This window comes from Micromonospora sp. NPDC023644 (assembly GCF_040640115.1).
In the GTDB taxonomy this organism is placed as follows: Bacteria; Actinomycetota; Actinomycetes; order Mycobacteriales; family Micromonosporaceae; genus Micromonospora.
Map to the genome: position 1 here is coordinate 47,059 of NZ_JBFABA010000022.1, position 26,147 is coordinate 73,205.

Here is a 26,147-nt window from a genome sequence, read left to right on the forward strand (position 1 = left end):
GCGCACCGTCCTCACCGTACTGCGCCGCGTCACGGGTGGGAAGTGGCGCGGTTCACCCGGCGCCGGCGAAGCGTTCCACGTTGTCGACCGGGCCGACGACGAGGATGAGGTCGCCATAGGCGAGCACGGTGTCGGGGGTGGCGTGGCTGAACTCCGGCCGCCGTCCGCCCAGGGCGGCCTGCGGCTTGACCGCGACGACGGTGACGCCCCAGCGGCTGCGCAGCCGGGACTCGCGCAGCGGCATCCCGACGACGTCGCGGGGTGGGGTGGTCTTGATGACGGCGAAGTCGGCGTCGACCTCGACGTAGTCGAGGATCCGGCCGGAGAGCAGGTGCGCCACGCGTTCGCCCATGTCCTGCTCGGGCGCGACGACCTTGTGGGCGCCGACGCGGGTCAGGATGCGGCGGTGCTGGTCGCTGATGGCCTTGGCCCAGATGTCAGGGATGCCGAGGTCGGCCAGCAGGCTGGTGGTGAGGATGCTGGCCTGGATGTCGGTGCCGATGGCCACGACCGCACGGTGGAAATCGGCGACCCCGAGCTGCCGTAGCGCCTCGATGTCCGTGGAGTCGGCGGTCGTGACGTGGGGCAGCCGGCCGGACATCGACTGGACGACCCTGGATCGGCTGTCGATCCCCAGCACCTCGGTGCCCCGGCTCGTCAGTTCGAGGGCCAGGGCGCTGCCGAAGCGGCCCAACCCGATGACCACCACAGGTTCGGTCTGGAGCTCAGCCAACGATCGTCCTCTCCTCGGGCAGTTCGAAACGGCGGGTCCGTTCCCGCAGCGCCAGCGCCGACGCCAGCGTCAGCGGGCCGATACGCCCGGCGAACATCAGCAGGATCAGCAGCAGGTCCGCCTGCGGGGGAAGGCTGCCGGTGATCCCGGTCGACAGCCCGACCGTGGCGAAGGCGGAGATCACCTCGAACAGGATCTGTTCCAGACCGTACGAGGTGATCGACACCAGCACGAACGTGGCCGACACCACCGCACCGATGCTGAGCAGCGCCACCGCCAGGGCCTGTCGCTGGTTGCTGGGCGGGATCCGCCGGTGACCGACGTTGACATGCGTCTCTCCGCGCATCTCCGACCACAGGACGAACGCCAGGAGCCCGAACGTCGTGACCTTGATCCCACCGGCGGTGCCCGCACTGCCGCCCCCGATGAACATCAGCACGTCGGTGGCGAGCAGGCTCTCCGGGCGCAGCGCGGCGATGTCGAGGCTGTTGAAACCGGCGGTGCGGGTCATCGCCGAGGTGAAGAAACCGGCGAGGAACTTCTCCGGGCCGCTCAGCGGGCCCAGGGTCTTCGGGTTGTTGAACTCGGCCAGGGTGAGTACCAGGGTGCCGAGCACGAGCAGGGCCACCGTGAGCGTGACGGTGAGGCGGGTCATCACCGACCACAGGGCCGGTCGGCGCCAGGACCGCGCGAGCTCGAACACGACGGGGAAACCGAGCCCGCCGAGGATCACCGCGGCGGCGACGGTGAGTGAGATCCACGGGTCCGTGACGTAGCCGACGAGGCTGTCGGCGTTGGTGGAGAAGCCGGCGTTGTTGAACGCCGAGATCGCGTGGAAGACGCCGTCGTACACGGCGGCGCCGAGCGGTTCGTCGTAGGCGGTGGCGAACCGCAGGGCCAGCGCCACCGCGACGACGGCCTCGCTGGCCAGGCTGAACAGTACGATCCGGCGGACGACGCCCCAGACGTCGGTCAGGTCGAGGCTCTTGGTCTCGGCCTGGGCGAGGAACCGCGCCCGCAGGCCGAGCCGGCGGGACAGCAGCACGGTGAACAGCGTCGCCAGCGTCATGATGCCCAGGCCGCCGGTCTGGATCAGCAGCAGGATGACCGCTTGGCCGAATCCGGACCAGTAGCTGCCGGTGTCCACGGTTGCCAGGCCGGTCACGCACACCGCCGACGTCGCGGTGAACAGCGCGTCGACCAGCGGCGCCCGCTGGCCGGACTGGGTGGCCGCCGGCAGCGACAGCAGCCCGGTGCCCGCGGCGACCGCCGCCCCGAAGCCGGTGGTGATCACCTGAGCCGGATGCCGGGTGGGACCGCTGCGCCGCTTCCACGCCGGCGCCCGCCTCAGCGTCCGCACGACACGTCCGTGCGCCTCTTCCCGGCGGCGCGCCCGGTCAGCTCGCCGCGTCGGCCAATCAGCACCACGTAGGGATCATTCCATGGTGCCCAGGTCACCTGACAGGGACGGCCGGCCCGGGAGGCGTGGTACAGCCGGCGCGTCGGCGTGCAGACCGTCGGTATGATCGCCGGGATCTGTGGAGCGCCGGGAAGTCTGGTCGGCACCGTGATGACCCGTACCCTCGGAAGGCCTCCCCGTGCTGCTGCTGTCTTTCGCCGCCGTCCTGCTGGCTGCCGTGCTCGTGTCGGCGCTGGCCCATCGCACCATCCTGTCCACGGCGGTGCTGTTCCTGGCCGCCGGCTTCCTGTTGGGCGAGGACACGGGCGGGGTGCTGCACCTGCGGGCCGACTCGCCGATCGTGGCCGAGCTGGCGGAGCTGGCCCTGTTCGCCGTGCTGTTCACCGACGGCATGCGGGTGGGCTGGGCCGACCTGCGCTCGGCCTGGCGGCTGCCTGGACGGGCGTTGGGTTGGGGCCTGCCGCTGACCCTGTTGGTGACGGCGGTGCTGGCGCACTACGTGGCCGGTCTGGACTGGCCGGAGGCGCTGCTGGTCGGGGCCGTCCTCGCCCCGACCGATCCGGTGTTCGCCGCCGCGCTGGTCGGCAACGACAAGGTGCCGGCGCGGTTGCGGCACCTGCTCAACGTGGAGTCCGGCGTCAACGACGGCCTGGCCCTGCCGTTCGTGGTGGTGCTCCTGGCGGTGGCGGCCGGCTCGGACGACCTGCACCTGGGGGCGTTGGCCGGCGAGCTGGCTGCCGGTCTGCTGATCGGGGTGCTGGTGCCCCTGCTGGCGATCGCGTTGGAACGGACGCGCTGGTTCGCCGCGTCGACGGCGTACGCCCCGTTGAACGGTATGGCGATCGGCCTGCTGGTGCTGGCGCTGGGCAAGGCCACCCACGGCAACCTGTTCCTGGCGGCGTTCGCCGCCGGGATCACCGTGGCCACCTTCGGGCCGCGGCAGCGGGCGGCGTTCGAACACTTCGGGGAGAACGTCGCCGAGCTGTTGAAGCTGGCCGCTCTGCTGGTGTTCGGGGCGCTGATCTCGGTGGAGTTTCTCGGGGAGATCTCCTGGACGGGCTGGGTGTTCGCCGTGCTGGCGATCGTGGTCGCCCGACCGGTCGCGTTGTGGGTCTCGTTCCTGGGCTCGGGACTGGGCCTGCGGGAACAGGCCGCCGCCATGTGGTTCGGGCCGAAGGGCTTCGCCTCGGTGGTCTACGGGCTGCTGGTGCTGGAGTCCGGTATCGCCGCCGGCGACGAGGTGTTCCACCTGGTCGCCCTGACGATCGTCATCTCGATCCTGGCGCATTCCTCGACCGACGTCGTGGTCGCCCGGGCGTTCGACGACGCCCGCGAGGCCCCGGCCTGGCACGGGGTGCTGCACCGGATCCGGCGGGCCCGGCGTTCGGCGGTCCCGCCTTCGCGACCAACCGACCAGGCGGCCGCCGGCCGGCTCACGCCCGAGGAAGGGCTGAGCGAGGACGGGACCGGGAGGAGGCCCGGCGAGGACCGGCCATGAGTGGCAGGGCCCGCCGGCCCGCAGCTGCGGCGGCCGAGACCTGCCCCCTGACCGTGGCCGTGGAGCAGACCTGGTCCGATATTCCCGCGCGCGGGTCAGCGCACCGTGCGATGATCGCGCGCTGCGCCGAGCATCCCCGGGAGGATGGCATGGAGTTCGAGGTACGCCGGATCGGACCGGAGTCGACCGCGGCGGCGGCCGCCGTGCTCGCCGACGCCTTCGACGGGTACCCCTGGATGGCCTGGACGGTGGCGGCCGACCGGCACCGGGAGCGGCTGGAGGCGATGTTCGCCGGCACCGTCGACGCCGTCGGGCTGCCCTACGGTGACGTCTGGGCGGCGGTCGACCCCGACGGGCGGCCGGCGGCGGTGGCGGTCTGGCTGCGCCCGGACCGGCCGGTGCCCGACGAGGTCTGGGCCGGTGTCGCGGCGCGCAACGCGGAGCTGGCCGGCGACCGGCGGTCGGCGCTGCGCGCCGCCGACGAGGCCTGCGCCTCGCTGCGGTCGGCCGAGCCGGCGTGCCTGCTCGCCACCGTCGGCGTGCGCCGGGCCGACCAGGGCCGGGGGCTGGGCGCCCGGGTGCTGCGGCCCGGCCTGGCCGAGGCCGACCGGGCCGGCCTGCCGGCGGTGCTGGAGACGTCGTCGGAGCCGAACGTGCGGTTCTACCGGCGGCTCGGGTTCGACGTCACCGGCCAGGCGCGGGTGCCCGACGGCGGTCCCGACATCTGGGCGATGCGGCGGCCGGCCGCCGGCGAGCGGGTGTAAGGGCCGCCCGCCCGGGTAGCCGCCGGGAATGGAGCTGGTCGAGGAGTCGCCGTACCGCTTCCGGATCGACCGGCACGACCCGATGCGGGTGCCGGGGGTGGTGTTCGCGTCCCGGTCCCTGCTGCCCGACGCCGGCGAGGACAAGTCGCTGGAGCAGGTCGCGAACGTCGCCACGCTGCCCGGCATCGTCGACGCCTCGTACGCCATGCCCGACGTGCACTGGGGCTACGGGTTCCCGATCGGCGGCGTGGCCGCCACCGACGTCGCGCACGGCGGCGTGGTCTCGCCCGGCGGGGTGGGCTTCGACATCTCCTGCGGCGTCCGGCTGCTCGCCGCCGACACCGACCGCGACGGCCTGCGGCCCCGGTTGGACGCGCTGATGGACGGGCTGGGCGAGGCCACCCCGCGCGGCATGGGCAGAGGCGCGGTGTGGCACCTGTCGACGCGCGCGGAACTCGACGCGGTGCTGCGCGGCGGCTCCCGGTACGCCGTGGAGCGCGGCTTCGGCGTCGAGCGGGACCTGTACCGCTGCGAGGACGCCGGCGCCGTCGGCGACGCCGATCCGGCGCGGGTCAGCGAGCGGGCGATCGAGCGCGGCGCGCGCCAGGTCGGCAGCCTCGGCTCCGGCAACCACTTCCTGGAGGTGCAGGCCGTCGAGGAGGTGTACGACGACGCCGCCGCCACCGCCTTCGGGCTGCGCCCCGGCCAGGTCTGCGTGATGATCCACTGCGGGTCCCGGGGGCTGGGCCACCAGATCTGCACCGACTACGTGCGCAAGATGGAGAAGGTGATGGCCCGCCACGGCATCGAGGTGCCGGACCGGCAGCTCGCCTGCGCCCCGGTCTCCTCCTCCGAGGGCCGCGCCTACCTGGGCGCGATGGCCGCTGCCGCGAACTACGCCCGGGCGAACCGGCAACTGCTGGCCGACGCCGCCCGGCGGGTCTTCGCCCGGGTCACCGGCAGCCGCCTCGACCTGGTCTACGACATCTCGCACAACCTGGCGAAGATCGAGACGCACGACGTCGACGGCGAGCGGCGCGCGCTCTGCGTGCACCGCAAGGGCGCCACCCGCGCGCTGCCGCCGGGCCACGACGACCTGCCCGACGACCTGCGGGACGTGGGCCAGCCCGTGCTGATCCCCGGCTCCATGGGCACCGGCTCGTACGTGCTCACCGGCGTGCCGGGGGCGCCGGCCTTCGCGTCCACCTGCCACGGGGCCGGCCGGGTGCAGAGCCGCAAGCAGGCCGTGCGGTCGGAGCGCGGGCAGGACCCGCGTGGCCAGCTGGAGGCGCAGGACATCGCGGTGCGCGGCGCGTCCCGGCGCGGCCTGGCCGAGGAGATGCCGACGGCGTACAAGGACGTCTCGGCGGTGGTGGCCGCCGCCGAGGGCGCCGGGCTGTGCCGGAAGGTGGCCCGGCTGGTCCCGCTGGGCGTGGTGAAGGGCTGAGCGGGACGCGGCGTGGTGCAGGGCTGAGCGGGCGGCTCACACGTCCAGCGTCACCGCGCAGGACCAGCCCTCGCCGTCGGGGCCGAAGCGCAGCCCGTGCAGGGAGACGGCCTTCGGCACCGCGCCGACCAGCTCGACGGCGTCGGTGTCCGCCGTGCGCCAGCGCACCACCAGGCCGCCGGCGCCGTCGTCGGACACCTCGGTGTGCAGCGGCAACTCACCCGCCGTCTCCATCCGGAAGATCACTTCGTCGAGTACGCCCACCAGCAGGTCCGCGTCGTCGTCGGCCGGCGCGCGGAACTCCCGCCCCGGGCCCGGGGGCGCCCCGGCGGGGTCGACGAACGTGTCGACCAGCGCGGCGACCGCCTCGGCGACGCACTCCTGCCGGGTCGGCGCCCACGCCTCGATGCGGACGTCGGCGGTGTGCGGCAGGCGGCGGTGCCCCCGCCCGGGTCGTCGCGGCATGCCCCGATCCTCCGCCCCCGGGCCGCGCACGACGGCCGGTTTCAGTTCAGGCCGAGCCGGGCGATGGGCTCGACGAGCTCGCGTTCCTCGTAGGCGAGGTGGGACAGCAGCGTGTCGCTGAGCAGGTCGACCGCCGCGCGGAGCTCGGCCATCCCGTCGGTGACGGAGACGAACGCGACCAGGGCGCGGTCGACGCGTTCCAGGACGTCGTGGATCGCGTGGTGCTCCTGCTCCAGCCGGTCCAGCACCGGGGCGAGGCGGGCGTCGCCCCGGCGCAGGTGCGGGAAGATCCCCCGGTCCTCCAGCGTGTGGTGGGTGGTGACCACCCGGCAGTACGACTCGCAGTACGTGCCGAGGGTCCACTTGTTCTGGCGGATGGTCATGGTGTTGATGTGCGAGCGCGCCGTGCCCGCGTCGACCAGCCCGGCGCCCACCTGCTCCACCAGGTCGTACAGCCGGGTCAGCTCGGCACGCAACCCGTCGTGCACGTCGATGAGGTGCTGGGCGCCGGCCTGGTCGTGCGGGGTGTAGGTGCGCGCCGGGTCGGGCGCGGGGCCGGTGGGCCGCGTGGTCTCGTCCCAGACCCGGATCGCGCTGCGGCGCACGCCGTCGTCGGGCGTCGCGACGACGGCGAAGGAGCCCGCGCCGGCGGGTGGCCGGGCAGCGGCCGGCGGCTGCGCCGGGGCGGTCGCGGGCGTCGCCGGTGCCGCGGCGGGCGCGCGCTCGCCGGCCACGAGCTCGCGGACGGCGGGGGCCACCTCGGCGGCGAAGCGCCGCAGGTCCTCGGGGTCGTCGCTGCCCAGGATGAAGGTGCTGACCCCGTCGCTGAGGGCGAGGTCGGCCAGCTCCTCCGCCCACTGCTCCGCGGGCCCGTGCAGCGGTCCCCGGCCGACGGTGGCGAAGCGGCCGGTGACGTTGAGCAGGCGGCGCACGTCGGCCGGGTCCCGCCCGGCCTCCCGCGCGGCGTCGTCGATGATCGTGTTGCCCCTGCCGAGGTCGCCGGGTTGCAGGTAGCCCAGCGACGGCAGCCACCCGTCGGCCCGCCGCCCGGTCAGGGCCAGCATCCGCGGCTTGTACGCGCCGAGCCAGATGCCCACGTCGTGGGCGGGCGCGGGGCCCCGCTTCGCGCCGAGGACCCGGTGGAACTCGCCGTCGACCCGGACGCCGCCGCGCGCGTCGACGTCCCAGACCTGGCGGATGACGTCGATCGCCTCGGCCAGGGCCCGCACGCCCTGCCCGGGGGAGAGGCGGCGGCCGCCCATCGCCTCGATGGCCTCCCAGAACGCGCCGGCGCCCAGGCCGAGTTCCACCCGCCCGCCGCTGAGCAGGTCGAGGCTCGCCACACTGCGGGCGAGCACGGCCGGCGGGCGCAGCGGCAGGTTCGTCACGTTGGCGGCCAGCCGCACGGTGCCGGTCCGGGCCGCCACGAAGCTCATCAGCGTCCACGTGTCGAGGAACGCGGGCTGGTAGGGGTGGTCCTGGAAGGTGACCAGGTCGAACCCGACCTGCTCGGCCAGCATGGCGAGGCCCACCACCCGCCCGGGCTCGGCGTTGCCGGGCGTCAGGAACGCCCCGAAGGCCAGCGGGTGGCCGTAGTCGCTCATGTCGGCACTCCCTTCCGCCCCAGCCTCTCACGCGGGTCGGGTGCTCCAGCCGCCTGCCCGCGCCACGACCGGTCGCGTCCGCCGGGGTGTCAGCGGCGGGACCGGCGAGCGGGCGAGCGGGGCGCGGGGAGGGCTGCCGTCGCGGGGGCGCCGGCGTACGGTCGGCGGGTGCGGATCACGAAGTTCACCCACTCCTGCGTCCGGCTGGAGCACGACGGCGGCGTGCTGGTCATCGACCCCGGCACCTGGAGCGAGCCCCGGGCCCTGGCCGGCGCGGACGCCGTGCTGGTCACCCACGAGCACACCGACCACGTCGACGTGCTCCGGTTGGCGGGCCTCGGCGTGCCGGTCTTCGCGCCGGAGGGCGCCGCGCTGCCCGACCTGGCGCCGCTGCCCGTGACCAGGGTCGGCGCCGGTCAACGGTTCACCGCCGCCGGCCTCGCCGTCACCGCGCTCGGCGGTCGGCACGCGACGATCCACGGCGGCCAGCCCGACTGCGCCAACCTGGGTTACCTCGTCGGCGACGCCGTCTACCACCCGGGCGACTCCCTGCACCGGCCGGACCGGCCCGTCGAGACGCTGTTGGTTCCGGCACAGGCATCCTGGCTGAAGCTCACCGAGGCGATCGACTTCGCCCACGCCGTCGGGGCCGAGCGGGTGTTCCCGATCCACGACGCCCAGCTCAACGAGCGCGGCCTGACCAGCGTGAACGGCTGGTTCGCCGAGACCGTGCGCGGCTACCGTCACCTGGCGCCGGGGGAGTCCGCCTGACCGGCGATCCCCCGTCCGGCGTCGATCTCCACCGCCACCGGCCGTGTCGTCCGCGGACCAACTGCTATACGGTCGCTGGGTGAGGGTCGAAGAACACTGGTGGAACGGCGACACGTCCCAGCGAGGGCGTCGGGACGTGTACATCCGCACTGACGGGCAGCGTTGGGACGTACAGGTACGGATCGGCGGCGAATCCGGCCGCTCCCGGGTGCAGGAATGCCCCGGGCGGACGTCGGCGGTCATCCTGGCCGGCGCCTGGCGCGGCAACCATCCCGCCTGGCGCGAGATATCCGGCTGACGGCGACCGTCGGCCTCGGCCGGTGACAACCGGTCGCGGCCGGCGTTGAGCCGGCTGCTCCCTCCGACGATGGTTACGCTCAGGTCACCATCGCCCTCGGGGGGAGCAGCATGAGCAGCGAGACCGTCCCGGCGGTGATGCCGGCCGCGTTCATCGGTCACGGCAGTCCGATGAACGCCCTGGAGCTCAACCGCTACACGCAGGCGTGGCGCGCCTTCGGGCGGGCCGTCCCGCGGCCGCGGGCGATCCTGGTGGTGTCGGCCCACTGGTACATCGGCGCCACCGCCGTCACCGCGATGCCTCGGCCGAGGACGATCCACGACTTCTACGGCTTCCCGCAGGAGCTGTTCGACGTCCGCTACCCGGCGCCCGGCCTGCCGGAGCTGGCCGAGGAGATCAGCGACGTCGTCCAGCCCACCTGGGTCGGTGCGGACGTCGACTCGTGGGGGATCGACCACGGCACCTGGTCGGTGCTCACCCACGCGTTTCCCGACGCGGACGTCCCGGTCGTGCAGTTGAGCATCAACGCGTTCAAGGGCCCGGACTACCACCTGGGCCTGGGCGCGAGGCTCGCCCCGTTGCGTGAGCGCGGAGTGCTCGTCGTGACCAGCGGCAACGTGGTGCACAACCTGCGGGGGGTGGACCCGCGCATGGCCGACGAGGGCTTCGACTGGGCGCGGCGGTTCGACGAGGCGGCGAAGGAGGTCATGCTCGGCGAGCCGACCGGGGCGGCCACGCTCGACGCCCACCGCGACTTCGACCGGGCCGTGCCGACACCGGACCACTTCATCCCGCTGCTCTACCTCGCCGGCCTCGCCGGCGCCGCCGGCAACGGCGCGGAGGTGCTGGTGGACGGGTACGCGTACGGGTCGCTGTCGATGACCGCCTACACGGTGGGGTTGTCCTGCCGCACCGAGGCCCCGCTGGCCGGCGCGCCGGCCCTGCCGACCGACGTGCCGATCGACTCCTCCAACATCTGACGAGCGCCGGGTCGTCGCCCGGCGGCCGCCTCCGGCTGGCCCCGGTGGGGGCGAGGCGGCCGGACGAGGGACCAGCCGATCGTGCGCACCGGTCCGGCTGGTCCCTCGTCCGTCGCCGCCGCCACGGCCGTCAGCGGCCCTTGACGACCTCGACCAGCTGGTCCAGCGCGGCGCTCCAGCCCTCGACGAAGCCCATCTCCTCGTGCGACTTCTTCGCCGAGGCGTCGGCGTGGATCGCCGTGGCGGTGTACTTCGTGCCGTTGCCGGCGCGCTCGAGCCTGATGATCGCGGTGAACGGGAAGTCGTCGCCGGCGACCTGGGGGCGGAAGCCGGGGCCCAGCCCCGAGGTGAAGATCAACGTCGAGCCCTCCTCGACGACCAGGATGCAGCCGGTGTTCGGGTACTCCTCGCCCTCGGGCGAGCGCATCACGGTGTGGAACCTGCCACCGGGCTGAAGGTCGATCTCGCAGGACGAGGTCGACCAGGGCCGCGGGGCGAACCACTGCACGACCAGCTCGGGCGTGGTCCAGGCCTTCCAGACCAGCTCGGGCGCGACGTCGACGGTGCGCTCCAGGACGAGGTCGAGACTGTCGTTCACGCTCGGGTAGGCGGTCATGTCTGCTGCTCCTTCAGGTCGTAGAGAAACGAGTCGAACTGGTCGAGGCGGCGGGACCACATCGCGCGCTGACCGGCGAGCCAGGTGTCGACGTGCGCGAGCGGCCCGGGGGCGAGCCGGTAGGTCCGCACCCGCCCCTTTTTCTCCGACGTCACCAGGCCGGAGCGCTCGAGGACGCCCAGGTGCTGGGTGAACGACGGCAGTGCCATGTCAAACGGACGAGCCAGCTCGCTGGTCGTCGCGGGCCCTCGGCCCAGGATCTCGACGACCCGGCGGCGGGTCGGGTCCGACAGCGCGTGGAACACGCCGTCAAGGGCCCCGTCGTCGCTTCCGTCTCCGCCGCCCGATTGCTTAGGCATGAACCTAAGTATGCCCGCGTCCCACACTTAGGTCAAGCCCTAAGTGAAAGCGGCTGGCCCGGATCAAACCGGTTGGGTCATGCTGGGGGCATGACCGACGTCGGCGCCCCGGAACCGCTCACCCTCAACGTCTACTGCCGGCTCACGGTGGCCGTGACCGACCCGCAGGTGCTCACCGACCACGCGGTGGCCGATCTGCGGGCGGCGGACATCGACTGGTCGGCGGAGGAGGACGACCTCGCCGCGGCGGTGGCGGACCTGCGCAACGACGTCGTGGTGGCGCTGGCGTCCGTGGTGGACATCAGCCGGATGGTCGACGGCCTGCCGGGCGTGGAGGCGAGGGGCGGGCTGTGCTGGGCCGAGCCCGGTCCGCCCCGCGATGCCGTCTGGCGTGCCGAGTGAGGCTCGCCCCGCCGGCTGCGACGACCCTGTGTCGATCCGGGACACATCGGCGTCGCCCGAGGTGTCGACGGCACTCATGTCCACTGTGCGCGGAGTCACGTTAGCGTCGGCGCACGCCGGCACGACCGCCCCGCTCCCGGACAGGAGAGCGCCATGACTCCACCGCTGAAGGCCACCGCCGCCCTCGTCACCGCCCTGCTGCTCGTCCTCACCGCCGCCGCCCCCGCCCGGGCCGCCACCCCCGCCACCAGGGCCCCGGTCGCCGGGACCCTGCGCGCCTACGACGTCTCCGCCGTGTACGTCGCCGGCGTCTCCTCCGGCGGTTACATGGCCACCCAGCTCCACGTCGCCTACTCGTCGCGGATCCGGGGCGCGGCGGTCTTCGCCGCGGGGCCGTACTACTGCGCGCAGAACAACGTCGCCCAGGCGCTCGACGGCTGCGGCGACAACGTGTACCCGACGAACGTGTCCGCCCTGCAGGCGTACACCCGGACGTGGGCCTCCTACGGCTGGGTCGACCCGGTGGGCAACCTGTCCGGCGACCCCGTGTACGTCCTGCACGGCGCCAACGACAGCGTGGTCGAGCGGTCCGTCACCGACGACCTGGTCCGGTACTACCAGCACTTCGGCGCCAGCGTGCAGTACGACAGCGGCTCCCCGGCCGGCCACGCCTGGGTCAGCCCGTACGGGACTCTGGGGTGCGGCGTCACCGCGTCCCCGTTCCTCGCCGACTGCGGCACCGACCCGCAGGGCGCCCTGCTGCGCAAGCTGCTCGGCAGCGTACGGGCGCCGAACACCGGCCCGCTGGGCGGCAACCTGATCCGGTTCAGCCAGCACACGTACGCGGTCAACGGCTGGGCACCCGGGCTGAGCATGGGCGCCGACGGATTCGCCTACGTGCCGGCGTCCTGCGCCGCCGGCGGGTCGTGCCGGCTGCTCGTCGCCCTGCACGGCTGCCTCCAGGGCCACGGCGCGGTCGGCACCGCCTTCGTGGACCGGGCCAACCTCAACCAGTACGCCGACACCAACCAGCTGATCGTGCTGTATCCCCAGGCGAGCACCGCGGCCACCAATCCGAACGGCTGCTGGGACTGGTGGGGCTACCTGGGCGCGACGAACTACCCGATCAAGGGTGGCGCCCAGCTGGAGACGATCATGAACATGGTGCGCCGGCTCGACGGCTGAGCCGCCCCGCGGGCGGGGCCCTCGGCGGGCCCCGCTCAGGCCGGCACCTGCCCACCGGCGCGGTGGCCGGCCGGACGGGGTGCGTAGAGGGCGGTGAGGCCGGCGGCGGTCGCGGCGAGCCGCTCGCGCAACGCCGCCGGGGCCAGCACCTCCACGTCCGCGCCGAGCCGCAGCAGGTCGCCGTGGGCGTGGGTGAGCGACTCGATCGGGATGACGGCGGTCACCCAGCCGGCGTCGTCGGGCGGGCCCGCGGTCTCGTCGACGGCCGCGATTACCAGCTCACTGGCGATCTCCCGCAGCCGGTCCCGCCCCCGCCGGGAGAGCCGGACCGTCGCGTCGTCGCGGTGCAGGCCGGCCCGGAAGCGCAGCACGTGCGCCCGCCACCAGCCCGGCAGGTCGAAGCCCGCCGGGCGCGGGAACTCCTCGTCGACGGCGGTCAGCGACAGGATCTGGTTGACCCGGTAGGCGGCGGGCCCGTCCCGCCCGGACCGGCCGGCGACCGTGTACCAGCGCCCGCCCTTGAGGACGAGCCCGTAGGGCTCCAGCACCCGGTCTACCTCGCCGGTCCAGCTGCGGTAGCGCACCGCGATCCGCCGCTGCCGCCAGACCGCCTCGGCCACCTCGGTGAGGTGCGGCGAGGCGTCGCCGTCGGCGTACCAGTTGGGGGTGTCCAGGTGGAAGCGCTCCTGGATCCGCGCGGCCCGCTCGGCCAGCTCGGGCGGCAGCGCGGCGTGCAGCTTGAGCTGGAGCGCGGCCACCGCCGTGCCGTAACCCAGCTCGGCGGCGGGACCGGGCAGCCCGGCGAGGAACAGCCGCTCCGCCTCCTGGGCGGTCAGCCCCGTCAGCCTCGTCCGCCAGCCGGCGACGAGCTGGTAGCCGCCCGCGTGCCCGGCCTCGCCGTAGAGCGGGACGCCGGCCGCGTGCAGCGACTCGACGTCGCGGTAGATGGTGCGGGTGGACACCTCCAGCCGCTCGGCGAGCTGCGCGGCGGTCATCCGCCCGTGTGCCTGGAGCAGCATCAGCAGGGAGAGCAGTCGACCGGCCCGCATTCCGCTGACAGTAGTTGTCAGTGGAGCGCCCGTACCGTCCCGGCATGGCTTTTCGCGACAAGGAACTTCGGGTGCCGGCACCGCTCACGATCGCCGGCCGCCGGCTCAAGCGCTACCACGTCGACCAACCGGAGCGCCGGATCTCCCCGGAGGTGGAACGGGCCGCGTACGCGATGCTGCCCCACCTGCTGCCCGCCGAGGACGGTGACGGCACGCCCGCGGTTGGCTGGGTGGTGCTGCACCGGGGCGCCGACACGGGGGCGTACCTGCTGGCGTACAGCTGGGTCTGGGACAACGTGGTGCGGGTGCGGATCGCGGCGGCCGGTCAGCCCGCCCTCGACTGCCCGGACGACGACCCGACGCGCTTCGTGGAGCTGGACCGGCCGTGGGTGGGGTGCGTCTGGGAGCTGGGGGTGCTGGAACACGAGCGGGCCGCCTGGGTCCGACACGTGCTGGCGCCGGAGCGCCCGGACCTGCCCGGCTGGCTCGCCGACACCCGCCCCGAGGGGCCGGTGGGCCGCTGACCAGGAAGCGGGCCGATGCTGGCGGCGACCGGCCGGCCCGCCCGCCGGTCAGCCCGCCGGGCGTGGTGGCAGCCCGAGCCGCTGGCACGCCTCCCGGTGCATTCGCACCACCTCCTGCCGGATCTGGCCGCGTTCGGTCAGCCGGTGGGCGAACGCGACCCGCACCGGGACCTCGATGTCGTCCACGGTCACGGCGAACTCCATGCCCTCGTCGTCCAGGCCGGTGGCCCGGGCGCGGGTGGCCGTGGACTGCCCGCCCAGCGTGCGGCAGATGAGCAGCGAGTCCTCGGCGTGGTCGTCGTTCATGTGCCGGCAGACGGCGGCGACCACGTCGGGGCCGAAGGGGGCGGTCACGCGGCCGCCCCCGCGGTCGGCACGAGCCCGGACAGGGCGGCGAGGACCTCGGTGTTGTGCCGGTACGCCACGAGCACCTCGTCCCGCAGCGCGGCCCGGCCCGCCTCGTCGAGCGGGAGGTCGTCCAGCCTGGCCCGGTAGGCGTCCTTGTACGCCTTCGGGTCGGTGATCCGGTCGAACCGGTAGAACGCGGCGCCGGCGTCCCCGGTCAGCCCGTGGTGCCGGGCGAGCGACCGTCCGATGTGCAGCCCGCCGGAGAGGTCGCCGAGGTAGCGGGTGTAGTGGTGGGCGACGAACCGCTCCGGTGAGTCGGCACCGACCGCGCGCAGGCGCCCGGCGTAGGAGACCGTGGCGGGGGTGGGCTCGATCCGCCGGCGCCAGTCGGCTCCGAGCAGGAACTCCAGGTCGGCGGCGAGGGCGGGCAGCCGGGTCAGCGCGTCGTCGACGAACGGGCCGGCGACCGGATCGTGGCGCATCGCCTCGGCGGCCCCCTCCAGCGCCTCGTAGATCACGTGGTGCTGCATCACGAGCGCGGCGTAGCCGGCGCGGTCCAGGTCGCCGGCCACCAGGGCGCAGACGTAGCGCTGGGACTCGGCGCCCTGGTGGGCCTCGGCGCTGGCGGCCCGCAGTTCGGCCGAGAATAGGGTGCTGGTCGGGCTCATGTCTCCTCCAGGGTGACGGAAGGCCGGGTGGGTCGCCGTCGGGGAACGACCAAGGGTAGTCGGGTACGTGGATGGGGCACGACCTCGATGTCGTGCCGGTACACCTCGCTGAGCAGGGGGGCGGTGAAGACCTCCGCCGGTGGCCCGACGGCGCGTACCCGCCCGTCGGCGAGGAGGGTGACGGTGTCGGCGTACGCGCCGGCGAGGGTCAGGTCGTGTAGCACCGCCACCACGGCGTCGCCGGCCCGCGCCCGGTTCCGCGCGACGCGCATGACCAGCTCCTGGTGGCCCAGGTCGAGGGCCGCGGTCGGTTCGTCAAGCAACAGCACGGCGGCCTGCTGCGCCAGCGCCCGGGCCAGCGCGACGCGCGCCTGCTCGCCGCCCGTCGTCGCCCCACGTCGGCGCCGGCCGCCGCACCGGCGCCGCGGATCGCCGTGCCGGCCGGCACATTCCGGTCCGGGCCCGGGAGTACCGGGATTCGCGTCCCGACCGACGCGACCGTCGTGGGCCGGCACGAACTGCGCGGCCGGATCGAGCCGTCCGGCGGGCCGGTCGCCTTCACCGTCGAGGCGGCCCGTTACCCCTGGGGCCTGTTGGGCCTGGTAACCGTGCCGTTGCTGTGGGCGCTGGCGCGACCGGCCCGACGCCCCCGGCCGGTTCGCCGTGAGGAGTTCGGATCGAGGGGTGCCGCCCGGCACGCGTGACGCCGCAGCGCGGTCGCAGGCAGACGTCGCCCAGGCGGCCGGGGTTGCCGCCCGCCGCTACCCTCCTGGCCGTGCGGAGATGGTGGCGGATCGATCCCGTGGGCGCGCGGCAGGTGTTGAGCGGTTTCATGCTCGCCGTTGCTTCCACGATGGCGGTCGTCGTCCTGGTTTCGCTGGCGGCGGGCCGGTTCGACGTCCGTGACGCCTTCGGCCTCGCCGGCGTGGTGGCCTTCCTCGCGCTGTGGATGACGCTGGTCGCCCGATACTTTCTGGTCGGTGTGTACGTCAACGACAGCGGCCTGCGGTTGCGCTACACGTTTTCGACCCGGACCTTGCCGTGGTCGCGGGTGACCGGCTTCGTCGTGCGGCCAGCCGAACTCCTCGGGCAGCCGACCGCCCGGGACGCCTGCTGGGTGCGCACGGCCGACGGCGCGGTCGAGACGCCGGTGCAGCGGCGGTCCCGGACGGTGGGCTGGCGCAAGGACATCGGCCCGGTGCTGCGTACGGAGGACTTCGACCGGATGGTCGCCCGGCTCGACGCCGAGCTGGCCGCCGCCCGGCGCGGTCAGGCCGGCGGGGGAGCGGTGCTGCGGTAGATCGCGGCCAGCCAGACGTCGCGCAGCACGTCGACCACGTCGCGCTCGGCCACCGCCGGCCCGTCGCCGGCGAAGGTGGCGTACCAGACGCGCTCGTTCATGGAGTTGAGCGCGATGGCGAGGTCGCGGGCGGGCACCCCGTCGGGGGCCGCCCCGCGCCGCCGCTCGGCCACGATCGCGGTCTCGATCGCGTGCACCCAGCGCTCCAGCACCCTCGCCCATAGTTGGCGCACCTCGGCGTTGGTGCCGCGCACCTGGGCGCAGGCGAGCACCACCGCGCGGTGCGCCCCGAACGTCTCGTGGAACCGGTCGATCAGCTCCCGCCAGCGCGCCCGCGGGTCCTCGGCCAGCCGCTCCAGCACGTCCCCGGCGGCGTTGTCGGCCTCCTCGATGACCCGGTCCAGCAGCGTCAGCAGCACCGCGTCCTTGGACGGGAAGTAGAAGTAGAAGGTGGGCCGGGAGATGCCCGCCCCGCGCGCCAGGTCGTCGATGGAGATGTCGGCGAAGGCCCGCTGCCCCAGCAGCCGCTCGGCGGTGGCCAGGATCGCCAGCTCCCGTTCGTCGCCGGCGGAGCGCGCCGCGCGCCGTCCGCGCCCGGTGGCGCTGCCGGTGGCCGTACGGGCGGGTGTCATGCCCGGTGACTCTACACCGGATCAACACCCTGTCGATCGAACTCGACAGGGTGTTGACGAGCCTCGACAGCCGTGGCTAGTGTCCGGTGTCTCACCCGCGGACGGGAGACGAGATGGCCACCGACCACGTCGACGTGCTCATCGTCGGCGCCGGCCTGTCCGGCGTCGGCGCCGCCTGCCACCTGCGCCGCCACTGCCCCGGGAAGACGTACGCCGTGCTGGAGTCCCGCGACGCCGTCGGCGGCACCTGGGACCTGTTCCGCTATCCCGGCGTCCGGTCGGACTCCGACATGTTCACCCTCGGCTACTCCTTCAAGCCATGGACCGACCCGAAGGCCATCGCCGACGGCGACTCGATCCGCGACTACGTGCGCCGCACCGCCGACGAGTACGGCGTCACCGACCACATCCGCTTCCGCCACCGGGTGGTCCGCGCCGACTGGGACAGCGGGAGCGCCCGCTGGACGGTGCACGCCCACCGCGACGACACCGGCGAGACGGTCAGGCTGACCTGCTCCTTCCTGTTCACCTGCGCGGGCTACTACCGCTACGACGCCGGCCACACGCCCCAGTTCCCGGGCACCGACCGGTTCGCCGGGCGGATCGTGCACCCGCAGCACTGGCCGCGGGACCTCGACCACACCGGCAGGCGGGTGGTGGTGATCGGCAGCGGCGCCACCGCCGTGACCCTGGTGCCGGCGTTGGCCGAGCGGGCCGCCCACGTCACCATGCTCCAGCGCTCACCCACGTACGTCCTCGCGCTGCCGTCGCGCGACGTGCTCGCCGACGCGCTGCGGCGCTGGCTGCCGGCGAAGGCCGCGTATCCGGTGGTGCGCTGGAAGAACGTCCTGCTCTCCACCGCCAACTTCCAGCTCAGCCGGCGCGCGCCCGCCCTGGTCCGGCGACTGCTGCTGCGCGCCGTCCGGGGCCGGCTGCCGGCCGGCTACGACGTCGACCGGCACTTCTCGCCCCGCTACGACCCCTGGGACCAGCGGCTGTGCGTGGTGCCCGACGGTGACCTGTTCACCGCGCTGACGACGGGCCGGGCGTCGGTGGTCACCGACACCGTCGACACCTTCACCGAGCGCGGGATCCGGCTCGCCTCCGGCGAGGAGCTGGCCGCGGACGTCGTCGTCACCGCCACCGGGCTCAACCTGCTCGCCCTCGGGGGCATGACGCTGACCGTGGACGGCGCGGAGGTGGAGCTGTCCGGCACCGTCGCCTACAAGGGCATGATGCTCTCCGGGGTGCCGAACTTCGCGATGACCCTCGGCTACACCAACGCCTCGTGGACGCTGAAGGCCGACCTGGTCGCCACCTACGTCTGCCGGCTGCTGCGCCACCTCGACCGCACCGGCCAGCAGGTCGTCACCCCGCTGGCACCCCCCGACGGCGAGCTGGAGCCGATCATCGACCTGACGGCCGGCTACGTGCTGCGCAGCGTCGACGTCCTGCCCAAGCAGGGCGCCCGGGCGCCGTGGCGGCTGCACCAGAACTATCCCCGGGACGTCCTGCTGATGCGGCACGGCCGGCTCACCGATCCCGGCGTGCGGTTCTCCCGCGCCGGCACACCGCAAAGGAGGACCGTCCGTGCGTAGGTTCGTCTTCACCGGCGGCACGGCCGTGGTGACCGGCGCCGCCAGCGGGATCGGGGAGGCCCTCGCCCACGCGCTCGCCCGCCGGGGCAGCGACCTGGTGCTGCTCGACCGCGACGCCGGGCGGCTCGACGCCGTCGTCGCGGCGGTCCGCGCCGCGCACCCCGACCGGCAGCTCACCGCCTACGTGGTCGACCTGGCCGACGCCGCCGCCACCGCGCGGGTGGCCGAGGAGATCCGGCAGCGGCACACGGCGGTCCGGCTGCTGGTCAACAACGCCGGGGTGGCGCTGGGCGGCCGGTTCGACCAGGTGAGCCTGGACGAGTTCGGCTGGGTCGTCGACGTCAACTTCCGGGCCGTGGTGCAGCTGACCCACGCGCTGCTGCCCACCCTGCGGGTCGAGCCGGGCGCGCACCTGGTCAACGTCTCCAGCCTCTTCGGGATCATCGCCCCGGCCGGACAGACCGCCTACTCGGCCAGCAAGTTCGCCGTGCGCGGCTTCACCGAGGCGCTGCGCCAGGAGCTTGCCGGCGACGGGATCGGCGTGACCTGCGTGCATCCGGGCGGGATCCGCACCCGGATCGCGCAGAACGCCCGGGTGGGCAGCGGTGTGCCCGCCGAGGAGTTCGAGACCGGCCGCCGGCAGTTCGAGAAGCTGCTGACCATCGACCCCGCCCGGGCCGCCGAGGTGATCCTGCGCGGCGTGCACCGCCGCCGGGGCCGGGTGCTGATCGGCTGGTCGGCGAAGCTGCCCGACCTGCTGGCCCGGGTGGCGCCGACGTCGTACCAGCGGGTCGTGGCCTTCGCGCTCGACCGCGTCGGGGGCGAGTCCACGCGCCGGCTCACCACCGGGTCGTCCGCCCCGGCGCAGCGGCAGCCCGGGTCCGCCCCGGCGGCCGACCCGGCCGGGGAGCCGGCGTGAGCGCCCCGGCCGGCCGCCGGCACGTGAGCGTGGACGGCCGGCGGGTGTGCCACCGCGTCGACGGCGACGGGCCGCCGGTGCTGCTGCTGCACGGCATCGGCCGCACCCTGCGCGACTTCACCGAGCTGCACGAGCTGCTCGCCGAGCGGTTCCGGGTGCACAGCGTCGACCTGCCCGGCTACGGCGGCTCGCTGCCGATGACCCGTCCCTGCACCCTGCCGGCGCTGGCCGACTTCGCCGCCCACTACCTGGACGCCGTCGGCGTGGACCGGCCGGCGCACGTGGTCGGCAACTCCCTCGGCGGCGCGGTCGCCATGCGCCTCGCGGCGTCCGAGCCCGCCCGGGTGGCCAGCCTGACGCTGGTCAACAGCGCCGGCTTCGGCCGGGAGGTGACCATCGCGCTGCGGCTGCTGGCGCTGCGCCCGCTGGGCCGGCTGCTGCTGCGGCCCAGCCGGTGGGCCGCCCGCCGCGCCGAGCTGTCGCTCTTCCACGACCCGGCCCTCGCCACCGCCGACCGCGTCGCCCACGCGCTGGAGGTCGCCCGCCAGCCGCACGCCGCCCGGGTGATGCTGGAGACCGCGCGCGACCTCGGCACCTTCCGCGGCGTGAGCCCGCAGTGGCGGGAGGAGCTGCTGGCCGAGGTGGAGCGGCTCGACGCCCCCACCCTGGTCGTCTGGGGCGACCGGGACCTGATCCTGCCGGCGGCGCACCTCGACGCCGCCCGGTCCCGGCTGCCGAGGGCCCGCACCCACCTGTTCACCGACTGCGGACACATGCCGCAGATCGAGTGCGCCGAGGAGTTCCACCGCCTGCTCGTCGACTTCTGGGCGGCGACCGGCGGGGACACCCCGACCGGCGGTGGGACCCCGCCCCGCGACGCCGCCGACGCCGGGGACCGGCCGGCGGTCGCCGAGACCGGCTGACCCGCGTCCGCGTGGCGTCGCCGGCCGGTGGTAGGTGAGCGGGCGGCCGGACGGGGAAAGCGGGCCGGATGCCCGACCCGACCCTCTTCCTCGGCGGCGACGTGATGACCGGCCGGGGCGTGGACGCGATCCTGCCCAGCCCCGGCCCGCCCGAGCTGCGCGAACCGGCGGTACGCGAGGCCAGCGGCTACGTCGAGCTGGCCCGGGCCGCCAGCGGGCCGGTCCCGCTCCCGGCGCCCCCGGCCTGGCCGTGGGGCGACGCGCTCCGCCTGCTCGACGAACTGCGGCCCGACGCGCGCCTGGTCAACCTGGAGACGGCGGTGACCGGCCGGGGCCGGCACGCCCCCGCCAAGGCGATCCACTACCGGATGCACCCGGCGAACCTGGCCTGCCTCACCGCCGCCCGGCTCGACGTCTGCGCCCTGGCCAACAACCACAGCCTCGACTTCGGCCCGGTCGGGCTCGCCGACACCCTCGACGCGCTGGCCGCCGCCGGCATCGCCACCGCCGGCGCCGGCCGGGAGGAGACGTCGGCCTGGCGCCCCGCCCGGGTGCCGCTGGGTCCGGGCCGCGACCTGCTCGTCTGGTCGGTGGCCGCGCCGTCCAGCGGGGTGCCCCCGACCTGGGCGGCCGCCGCCGGGACGCCCGGGGTGGCGTACCTGCCGGAGGTCTCGGTCGCCTCGGCGGACGCGCTGGCCGGGCGGATCGCCGCCGTGGCCGGGCCGGGGGACCGGGTGCTGGTCTCCGTGCACTGGGGCACCAACTGGGGGTACGAGGTGCCGCCCGCGCACGTCGACTTCGCCCACCGGCTGGTCGACGCCGGCGTGGACGTGGTGCACGGCCACTCGTCGCACCACCCCCGCCCCGTCGAGGTGTACCGCGACCGGCTGGTCCTCTACGGCTGCGGCGACCTGGTCGACGACTACGAGGGGATCGGCGGGCGGGAGGCGTACCGGCCGGAGCTGCGGCTGCTCTGGCTGCCGACCCTCGACGCGGCCACCGGGGCGCTGCGGCGACTGCGCGCGGCCCCGGTGCGGATGCGCCGGATGCGCCTGGAGCGGGCCGCGCCCGACGAGGCCCGCTGGCTGGCCGGGGTGCTCGGCGGTTTCGGCCCGCCCTTCGCGCCCGGGTTCGCCGTGGACGGCGACGGGCTGCTGACGCTGCGTACGCGCTGACGGTGGCCCGCGCCACCCCCGGCGGGGGCGCGGGGTGCGCCGAGCAGGCGGGGCCCACCATGGATACATGACGCATCCCTCGCCGTCGGGCCGGACGGTCGCGCCCTCGGCCGCCGAGCGCGCCTACCGGCACCTCAAGCGGGAGATCCTGGAGCAGATCCACCCGGGCGGGTCGCTGGTCAGCGAGGGGGAGATCGCCGAGGCCACCGGGGTCTCCCGCACCCCGGTCCGGGAGGCGCTGCTGCGCCTGGAGGCGGAGGGACTGGTCCGGCTCTACCCCAAGCGGGGCGCGCTGATCCGCCCGGTCTCCGCCCGCGAGATCACCGACGTGATCGAGGCGCGGCGGCTGGTCGAGCTGCACGCCGCCGAGCGGGTCTGGCCCCGGCGCGCGGCGCTGCGAGGCGAGCTCGCCGCCCGGCTGGCCGAGATGCGCGACGCGCACGCCGCCGGCGACCTGACCGCGCTCATGCAGGCCGACCGCGCGTTCCACGCCACCGTCGTCGACGCGGCCGGCAACGAGATCCTCGCCGAGCTGTACCAGCGGCTGCGTGACCGGCAGCTGCGGATGGGGGAGGCCAGCTTCCGGCTCTCGCCCGGCTGGGCCGAGACGGCGCTCACCGAGCACGCCGACCAGCTCGCCGCGCTCGACTCCGACGACCCCGGGCGTTGGCTCGCCGCCGTCGCCGCGCACATCGACAACGCCGCGGACGTGCTACGGGCCCTGCGGTGAGGGTGCGGACCGCGCCGGTCGCCCCGCGCCGGGCGGCGGGCGGCCTCGTCTGGGGCGTGGCCCTGGCCGCGTACGTGGCCGCCGTGTTCCACCGCAGCTCGCTCGGCGTCACCGGCGTCGACGCGGCGCACCGCTTCGACGTCAACGCCTCGGCGCTGGCCACCTTCTCCGTCGCCCAGCTCGCCGTGTACGCGGCCATGCAGGTCCCGGTCGGCGTCCTGCTCGACCGGTTCGGGTCCCGTCGGCTGCTCATCGCCGGCGGCGCGCTGATGGTCGCCGGTCAGCTCTGCTTCGCCCTCGCCACCGACGTGCCCCTGGCGATCGCCGCCCGGGTGCTGATCGGGCTCGGCGACGCGATGACGTTCATCAGCGTGCTGCGCATCGTGGCGCTGTGGTTCCCGGGGCGGCGCTACCCGATGATGACTCAGCTCACCGGCACGCTCGGCCAGCTCGGGGCGATCCTCGGCGCCGTGCCGCTGGTGGCGTTGCTGCACCGGGCGGGCTGGACCCCCGCCTTCCTCACCGCCGCGGCGGTCGGGGCGACCGTGCTGCTGACGGTCGTCGTCGCCGTCCGGGACACCCCGGGCGGGCAGGTCGCGGACGGCGCGGCGCCCACCCTCACCGACGTCCGCCGCGAGCTCGCCGCCGCGTGGGCTCAGCCGGGCACCCGGCTGGGGCTCTGGACGCACTTCGTCACCCAGTTCTCCGGCGCCGTGTTCGCCCTGCTCTGGGGCTACCCGTTCCTGGTGCAGGGGCAGGGGCTCAGCCCGACCGCGGCGGCGTCGCTGCTCACCCTGATGACCGCCGCCATGCTACTGACCGGGCCGGTGATCGCGCACCTCTGCGCCCGGCACCCGTTCCACCGCTCGGTGCTGGTCTTCACGATCACCGGCGCCACCGCCGCGGTCTGGGCCGTCGTGCTCGCCTGGCCGGGACGCGCCCCGGGCTGGCTGCTGGTCACGCTGGTGCTGGTGCTCGCGGTCAACGGCCCGGCCTCGCTCATCGGGTTCGACTACGCGCGCAGCTTCAACCCGGTCAACCGGATCGGCAGCGCCACCGGGGTCGTCAACGTCGGCGGCTTCGTCGCCTCGATCGTGCTGGTGCTGGCCGTCGGCGTGGTGCTCGACCTGGCGACCCCGCCCGGGCGGGCCACCCCGGACCTGGCCGCCTTCCGGTGGGCCTTCGCGGTGCAGTACGTCCTCTGGGCGCTCGGCGCCGTCCAGGTGCTGCGCTACCGCAACGCGGCCCGCCGCGAGGTCGCCGCCCGGCCACCCGTCGCGACGCCGACCTGACCCCGCCGCGACGTCCCCTGGCCCGCCACGACGACTGTCCGACCCCGCCGGCGCCCCCGGACCGGCCGGTCGGGCGCCTCAGCAGCGCCGGCGGCCGTGGGTGAGGTCGTCCAGCACCAGGGTCAGGCCGGCCCCGAGCAGCCAGACGTCCTTGGCCAGGCCGATGCCCTGCTGGGTGGGCCTGAGGCTGCCCGGCTCACGCATTCCCGGGGTCCTCAGGTAGAGCTGCACCAGACCCGCGCCGAACGCGGCCAGCCCCAGGCCGGCCAGCGCCGACGGGACGAACGGCGCGAGCAGCGCGGCGCCCAGGGCGATCTCGGCCCGGGAGAGCAGCCGGGCGAACCGGTCCGGGTCGAGCTTCCCGAGCTGCGGAACGGCGCCGACCGCCATCCCGTGCAGGCCCTGCGCGGCCTCCCCCTCCAGCGACCGCTTGCCCATCCCCGAGTTGAGGACGAACGCACCGATGCTGACCCGCAGCGGCAGATGGCTGACCTTCATGGCGCACTCCCGTCCGAGCGTCGAACCGTGCCCCCGCCTACCCCTCGCCGCCCGGGATAACCGCCCGCCGGCCCCCGGTCGTCCGCGACGATCGGGGGTAGTTTCGCCCGAGGGACGTGATCGAGGTGCTGCGGCAGCGCACCGACGGACGGCGGCGCGGCGCGTCGGCGTGGAGCAGGAGGAACCGTGAGCCAGCAGGTCAGGGGAGTCATCTCCCGCAGCAAGGGTGCGCCGGTCGAGGTGACCACGATCGTGGTGCCGGATCCGGGGCCGGGCGAGGCGATCGTGCGGATCCAGTCCTGCGGGGTCTGCCACACCGACCTGCACTACCGGGAGGGCGGCATCAACGACGACTACCCGTTCCTGCTCGGGCACGAGGCCGCCGGCGTCGTCGAGCAGGTCGGGCAGGGCGTCGACGGCGTCGCGCCGGGCGACTTCGTGGTGCTCAACTGGCGGGCCGTCTGCGGGGTGTGCCGGGCCTGCCGCCGGGGCCGCCCGTGGTACTGCTTCGCCACCCACAACGCGGCGCAGAAGATGACCCTGACCGACGGCACCGAGCTCACGCCGGCGTTGGGCATCGGTGCCTTCGCGGAGAAGACCCTGGTCCACGCCGGTCAGTGCACCAAGGTCGACCCGGCGGCCCGGCCCGCCGCCGTCGGGCTGCTCGGCTGCGGCGTGATGGCCGGTCTCGGTGCCGCCATGAACACCGGCGGGGTCACCCGGGGCGACTCGGTGGCCGTGATCGGCTGCGGCGGCGTCGGGGACGCGGCGGTCGCCGGCGCCGCGCTGGCCGGCGCGACGACGATCGTCGCGGTGGACACCGACCCCCGCAAGCTCGACTGGGCCCGCAGGTTCGGCGCCACCCACACGGTCGACGCCCGGCAGGACGACCCGGTCGAGGCGATCCGCGCCGCCACCGGCGGCTTCGGCGCCGACGTGGTGATCGACGCGGTCGGCCGCCCCGAGACCTGGAAGCAGGCCTTCTACGCCCGGGACCTGGCCGGCACCGTCGTGCTGGTCGGCGTGCCGACCCCGGAGATGACCGTCGACCTGCCGCTGCTGGACGTCTTCGGCCGCGGCGGCTCGCTGAAGTCGAGCTGGTACGGCGACTGCCTGCCCAGCCGGGACTTCCCCGTGCTCACCGAGCTCTACCTGCAGGGCCGGCTCGACCTGGACGCCTTCGTCACCGAGGAGATCGCCCTGGACCAGGTCGAGGAGGCGTTCGCCCGGATGCACCGCGGCGACGTGCTGCGCTCGGTGGTGGTCCTCTGATGGCCGCCCGCGTCGACCACGCCGTCACCTCCGGCACGTTCTCCCTCGACGGTCAGACCTTCGACGTGGACAACAACGTGTGGGTGGTCGGCGACGACGCCGAGTGCGTCGTCGTCGACGCCCCGCACGACGTCGAGGCGATCCTGGCCGCCGTCGGCGACCGACGGGTCCGGGCGATCCTCGCCACCCACGCGCACGACGACCACGTCCGGGTGGCCCCGGCGCTGGCCCGCGCCACCGGCGCGCCGGTGCTGCTGCATCCCGCCGACCGGGTGCTGTGGGACATGGTGCACCCCGACGAGGCGCCGGGCGGGACGCTGCGCGACGGGCAGACCCTCGAGGTGGCCGGCACCACGCTGACCGTGCTGCACACGCCCGGCCACAGCCCCGGCGCGTGCAGCTTCCACGCGCCGCAGCTCGGCGTGGTCTTCACCGGCGACACGCTCTTCGCCGGCGGGCCGGGGGCGACGGGACGCTCGTACAGCGACTTCGGCACGATCGTCGCCTCGATCCGGGACCGGCTGCTCACCCTCGGCCCGGAGACGGTCGTGCACACCGGGCACGGGGAGAGCACCACCGTCGGCGCCGAGGCTCCCCACCTCGACGAGTGGCTGGCCCGCGGGCACTGAACCCGCGCCCGCCCCGGCAGCCCCCGGGTGGTCGCCCAGCGGCCGTCC

Annotated in this window: 31 protein-coding genes and 1 pseudogene; 19 read left to right on the forward strand and 13 right to left on the reverse strand. The window is 74.7% G+C overall.

Annotation, left to right across the window (positions count from 1 at the left end; genetic code table 11):
- Positions 1–52 precede the first annotated feature (52 nt).
- Both AB0G08_RS17735 and AB0G08_RS17740 read right to left on the reverse strand, forming a co-directional pair.
- Positions 53–733: a TrkA family potassium uptake protein gene (locus AB0G08_RS17735; protein ID WP_358088748.1), complete on the reverse strand. Its 681-nt coding sequence runs from the start codon at positions 731–733 to the stop codon at positions 53–55.
- Entirely contained in the window at positions 726–2,093 is a 1,368-nt protein-coding gene (locus tag AB0G08_RS17740; RefSeq protein ID WP_358088751.1) for a TrkH family potassium uptake protein, read from the reverse strand. The genes AB0G08_RS17735 and AB0G08_RS17740 overlap by 8 nt, the downstream gene beginning before the upstream one ends.
- A 238-nt stretch (positions 2,094–2,331) precedes the next feature.
- Between AB0G08_RS17740 and AB0G08_RS17745 the strand changes: the two genes are divergently transcribed.
- The 3 genes from AB0G08_RS17745 (at position 2,332) to AB0G08_RS17755 (ending at position 5,862) form a co-directional block, all read left to right on the forward strand.
- Positions 2,332–3,651: a cation:proton antiporter gene (locus AB0G08_RS17745; protein ID WP_358088754.1), complete on the forward strand. Its 1,320-nt coding sequence runs from the start codon at positions 2,332–2,334 to the stop codon at positions 3,649–3,651.
- 149 nt (positions 3,652–3,800) lie between these two features.
- Entirely contained in the window at positions 3,801–4,415 is a 615-nt protein-coding gene (locus AB0G08_RS17750) for a GNAT family N-acetyltransferase (RefSeq protein ID WP_358088757.1), read from the forward strand.
- 28 nt (positions 4,416–4,443) lie between these two features.
- On the forward strand, positions 4,444–5,862 hold the full coding sequence (locus tag AB0G08_RS17755; RefSeq protein WP_358088760.1) for an RtcB family protein: 1,419 nt from the start codon (positions 4,444–4,446) through the stop codon (positions 5,860–5,862).
- Positions 5,863–5,898: 36 nt separating this feature from the next.
- Here AB0G08_RS17755 and AB0G08_RS17760 read toward each other — a convergent pair whose 3' ends face one another.
- Positions 5,899–6,327: an archease gene (locus tag AB0G08_RS17760; RefSeq protein WP_358088762.1), complete on the reverse strand. Its 429-nt coding sequence runs from the start codon at positions 6,325–6,327 to the stop codon at positions 5,899–5,901.
- Positions 6,328–6,368: 41 nt separating this feature from the next.
- Positions 6,369–7,931 carry an LLM class flavin-dependent oxidoreductase gene (locus AB0G08_RS17765; RefSeq protein ID WP_358088765.1) on the reverse strand — a complete coding sequence of 521 codons (1,563 nt, stop codon included), beginning with the start codon at positions 7,929–7,931 and terminating at the stop codon, positions 6,369–6,371.
- Positions 7,932–8,099: 168 nt separating this feature from the next.
- Between AB0G08_RS17765 and AB0G08_RS17770 the strand changes: the two genes are divergently transcribed.
- The 3 genes from AB0G08_RS17770 to ygiD all read left to right on the forward strand — a co-directional run bounded on the left by AB0G08_RS17770 (position 8,100) and on the right by ygiD (position 9,980).
- The gene (locus tag AB0G08_RS17770) at positions 8,100–8,702 is read left to right on the forward strand and encodes an MBL fold metallo-hydrolase (RefSeq protein ID WP_358088768.1); all 603 of its coding nucleotides are present in this window, start codon (positions 8,100–8,102) and stop codon (positions 8,700–8,702) included.
- A gap of 79 nt (positions 8,703–8,781) precedes the next feature.
- Complete coding sequence (locus AB0G08_RS17775) at positions 8,782–9,000, forward strand: hypothetical protein (RefSeq protein WP_357883799.1); 219 nt, start codon at positions 8,782–8,784, stop codon at positions 8,998–9,000.
- Between the two features lie 110 nt (positions 9,001–9,110).
- A complete protein-coding gene (ygiD, locus tag AB0G08_RS17780) occupies positions 9,111–9,980 on the forward strand; it encodes a 4,5-DOPA dioxygenase extradiol (RefSeq protein ID WP_358088769.1) in 870 nt (289 codons plus the stop codon).
- Between the two features lie 130 nt (positions 9,981–10,110).
- Here the strand turns inward: ygiD and AB0G08_RS17785 are convergent, their stop codons facing one another.
- Both AB0G08_RS17785 and AB0G08_RS17790 read right to left on the reverse strand, forming a co-directional pair.
- The gene (locus AB0G08_RS17785) at positions 10,111–10,596 is read right to left on the reverse strand and encodes an SRPBCC family protein (RefSeq protein ID WP_358088771.1); all 486 of its coding nucleotides are present in this window, start codon (positions 10,594–10,596) and stop codon (positions 10,111–10,113) included.
- Positions 10,593–10,955, reverse strand: coding sequence for a metalloregulator ArsR/SmtB family transcription factor (locus AB0G08_RS17790; RefSeq protein WP_358088772.1), 363 nt, complete (start codon positions 10,953–10,955; stop codon positions 10,593–10,595). Before AB0G08_RS17790 ends, AB0G08_RS17785 begins: the two co-directional genes overlap by 4 nt.
- Before the next feature lie 90 nt (positions 10,956–11,045).
- On the opposite strand from AB0G08_RS17790, the gene AB0G08_RS17795 reads away from it, so the two are divergent.
- Positions 11,046–11,357, forward strand: coding sequence for a hypothetical protein (locus tag AB0G08_RS17795; RefSeq protein WP_358088774.1), 312 nt, complete (start codon positions 11,046–11,048; stop codon positions 11,355–11,357).
- Positions 11,358–11,510: 153 nt separating this feature from the next.
- Positions 11,511–12,542, forward strand: a complete 1,032-nt coding sequence (locus tag AB0G08_RS17800; protein WP_358088776.1) for a PHB depolymerase family esterase — start codon at positions 11,511–11,513, stop codon at positions 12,540–12,542.
- A gap of 35 nt (positions 12,543–12,577) precedes the next feature.
- Here AB0G08_RS17800 and AB0G08_RS17805 read toward each other — a convergent pair whose 3' ends face one another.
- Positions 12,578–13,591 (reverse strand): WYL domain-containing protein, encoded by a 1,014-nt coding sequence (locus AB0G08_RS17805; RefSeq protein WP_358088779.1) that lies wholly within the window; start codon positions 13,589–13,591, stop codon positions 12,578–12,580.
- Positions 13,592–13,635: 44 nt separating this feature from the next.
- Between AB0G08_RS17805 and AB0G08_RS17810 the strand changes: the two genes are divergently transcribed.
- Positions 13,636–14,115, forward strand: coding sequence for a hypothetical protein (locus AB0G08_RS17810; protein ID WP_358088782.1), 480 nt, complete (start codon positions 13,636–13,638; stop codon positions 14,113–14,115).
- Positions 14,116–14,163: 48 nt separating this feature from the next.
- Here the strand turns inward: AB0G08_RS17810 and AB0G08_RS17815 are convergent, their stop codons facing one another.
- The 4 genes and pseudogenes from AB0G08_RS17815 to AB0G08_RS17830 all read right to left on the reverse strand — a co-directional run.
- The gene (locus AB0G08_RS17815; RefSeq protein ID WP_358088785.1) at positions 14,164–14,469 is read right to left on the reverse strand and encodes a DUF2470 domain-containing protein; all 306 of its coding nucleotides are present in this window, start codon (positions 14,467–14,469) and stop codon (positions 14,164–14,166) included.
- The gene (locus AB0G08_RS17820; RefSeq protein WP_358088789.1) at positions 14,466–15,131 is read right to left on the reverse strand and encodes a biliverdin-producing heme oxygenase; all 666 of its coding nucleotides are present in this window, start codon (positions 15,129–15,131) and stop codon (positions 14,466–14,468) included. Before AB0G08_RS17820 ends, AB0G08_RS17815 begins: the two co-directional genes overlap by 4 nt.
- The gene (locus AB0G08_RS17825) at positions 15,128–15,460 is read right to left on the reverse strand and encodes a hypothetical protein (protein ID WP_358088856.1); all 333 of its coding nucleotides are present in this window, start codon (positions 15,458–15,460) and stop codon (positions 15,128–15,130) included. Before AB0G08_RS17825 ends, AB0G08_RS17820 begins: the two co-directional genes overlap by 4 nt.
- Before the next feature lie 12 nt (positions 15,461–15,472).
- Positions 15,473–15,646 (reverse strand): annotated as a pseudogene (locus AB0G08_RS17830) (hypothetical protein); the annotation flags it as partial.
- Between AB0G08_RS17830 and AB0G08_RS17835 the strand changes: the two are divergent.
- Together AB0G08_RS17835 and AB0G08_RS17840 are read left to right on the forward strand one after the other, a co-directional pair.
- Positions 15,635–15,835: a hypothetical protein gene (locus AB0G08_RS17835; RefSeq protein WP_358088859.1), complete on the forward strand. Its 201-nt coding sequence runs from the start codon at positions 15,635–15,637 to the stop codon at positions 15,833–15,835. The pseudogene AB0G08_RS17830 and the gene AB0G08_RS17835 overlap by 12 nt on opposite strands.
- 71 nt (positions 15,836–15,906) lie before the next feature.
- On the forward strand, positions 15,907–16,431 hold the full coding sequence (locus AB0G08_RS17840; RefSeq protein WP_358088792.1) for a hypothetical protein: 525 nt from the start codon (positions 15,907–15,909) through the stop codon (positions 16,429–16,431).
- On the opposite strand, the gene AB0G08_RS17845 is transcribed toward AB0G08_RS17840, so the two are convergent.
- Positions 16,401–17,063 (reverse strand): TetR/AcrR family transcriptional regulator, encoded by a 663-nt coding sequence (locus AB0G08_RS17845; protein ID WP_358088795.1) that lies wholly within the window; start codon positions 17,061–17,063, stop codon positions 16,401–16,403. The two genes, AB0G08_RS17840 and AB0G08_RS17845, sit on opposite strands and share 31 nt — an antisense overlap.
- Before the next feature lie 113 nt (positions 17,064–17,176).
- On the opposite strand from AB0G08_RS17845, the gene AB0G08_RS17850 reads away from it, so the two are divergent.
- From AB0G08_RS17850 to AB0G08_RS17875, 6 genes are all read left to right on the forward strand, one after another.
- Positions 17,177–18,661 (forward strand): NAD(P)/FAD-dependent oxidoreductase, encoded by a 1,485-nt coding sequence (locus AB0G08_RS17850; RefSeq protein WP_358088798.1) that lies wholly within the window; start codon positions 17,177–17,179, stop codon positions 18,659–18,661.
- Positions 18,654–19,580 (forward strand): SDR family oxidoreductase, encoded by a 927-nt coding sequence (locus AB0G08_RS17855; protein WP_358088800.1) that lies wholly within the window; start codon positions 18,654–18,656, stop codon positions 19,578–19,580. The genes AB0G08_RS17850 and AB0G08_RS17855 overlap by 8 nt, the downstream gene beginning before the upstream one ends.
- Positions 19,577–20,503: an alpha/beta fold hydrolase gene (locus AB0G08_RS17860; protein WP_358088803.1), complete on the forward strand. Its 927-nt coding sequence runs from the start codon at positions 19,577–19,579 to the stop codon at positions 20,501–20,503. The genes AB0G08_RS17855 and AB0G08_RS17860 overlap by 4 nt, the downstream gene beginning before the upstream one ends.
- A 68-nt stretch (positions 20,504–20,571) precedes the next feature.
- Positions 20,572–21,678, forward strand: coding sequence for a CapA family protein (locus tag AB0G08_RS17865; RefSeq protein ID WP_358088806.1), 1,107 nt, complete (start codon positions 20,572–20,574; stop codon positions 21,676–21,678).
- Between the two features lie 67 nt (positions 21,679–21,745).
- A complete protein-coding gene (locus AB0G08_RS17870) occupies positions 21,746–22,408 on the forward strand; it encodes a GntR family transcriptional regulator (RefSeq protein ID WP_357881787.1) in 663 nt (220 codons plus the stop codon).
- Complete coding sequence (locus AB0G08_RS17875; protein WP_358088808.1) at positions 22,405–23,700, forward strand: MFS transporter; 1,296 nt, start codon at positions 22,405–22,407, stop codon at positions 23,698–23,700. Before AB0G08_RS17870 ends, AB0G08_RS17875 begins: the two co-directional genes overlap by 4 nt.
- A gap of 78 nt (positions 23,701–23,778) precedes the next feature.
- Here AB0G08_RS17875 and AB0G08_RS17880 read toward each other — a convergent pair whose 3' ends face one another.
- Positions 23,779–24,198, reverse strand: a complete 420-nt coding sequence (locus AB0G08_RS17880; RefSeq protein WP_358088810.1) for a hypothetical protein — start codon at positions 24,196–24,198, stop codon at positions 23,779–23,781.
- 186 nt (positions 24,199–24,384) lie between these two features.
- On the opposite strand from AB0G08_RS17880, the gene AB0G08_RS17885 reads away from it, so the two are divergent.
- Positions 24,385–25,470, forward strand: coding sequence for an S-(hydroxymethyl)mycothiol dehydrogenase (locus tag AB0G08_RS17885; protein ID WP_358088813.1), 1,086 nt, complete (start codon positions 24,385–24,387; stop codon positions 25,468–25,470).
- Complete coding sequence (locus AB0G08_RS17890; protein WP_358088816.1) at positions 25,470–26,099, forward strand: MBL fold metallo-hydrolase; 630 nt, start codon at positions 25,470–25,472, stop codon at positions 26,097–26,099. Before AB0G08_RS17885 ends, AB0G08_RS17890 begins: the two co-directional genes overlap by 1 nt.
- The last annotated feature ends 48 nt before the right edge of the window (positions 26,100–26,147 follow it).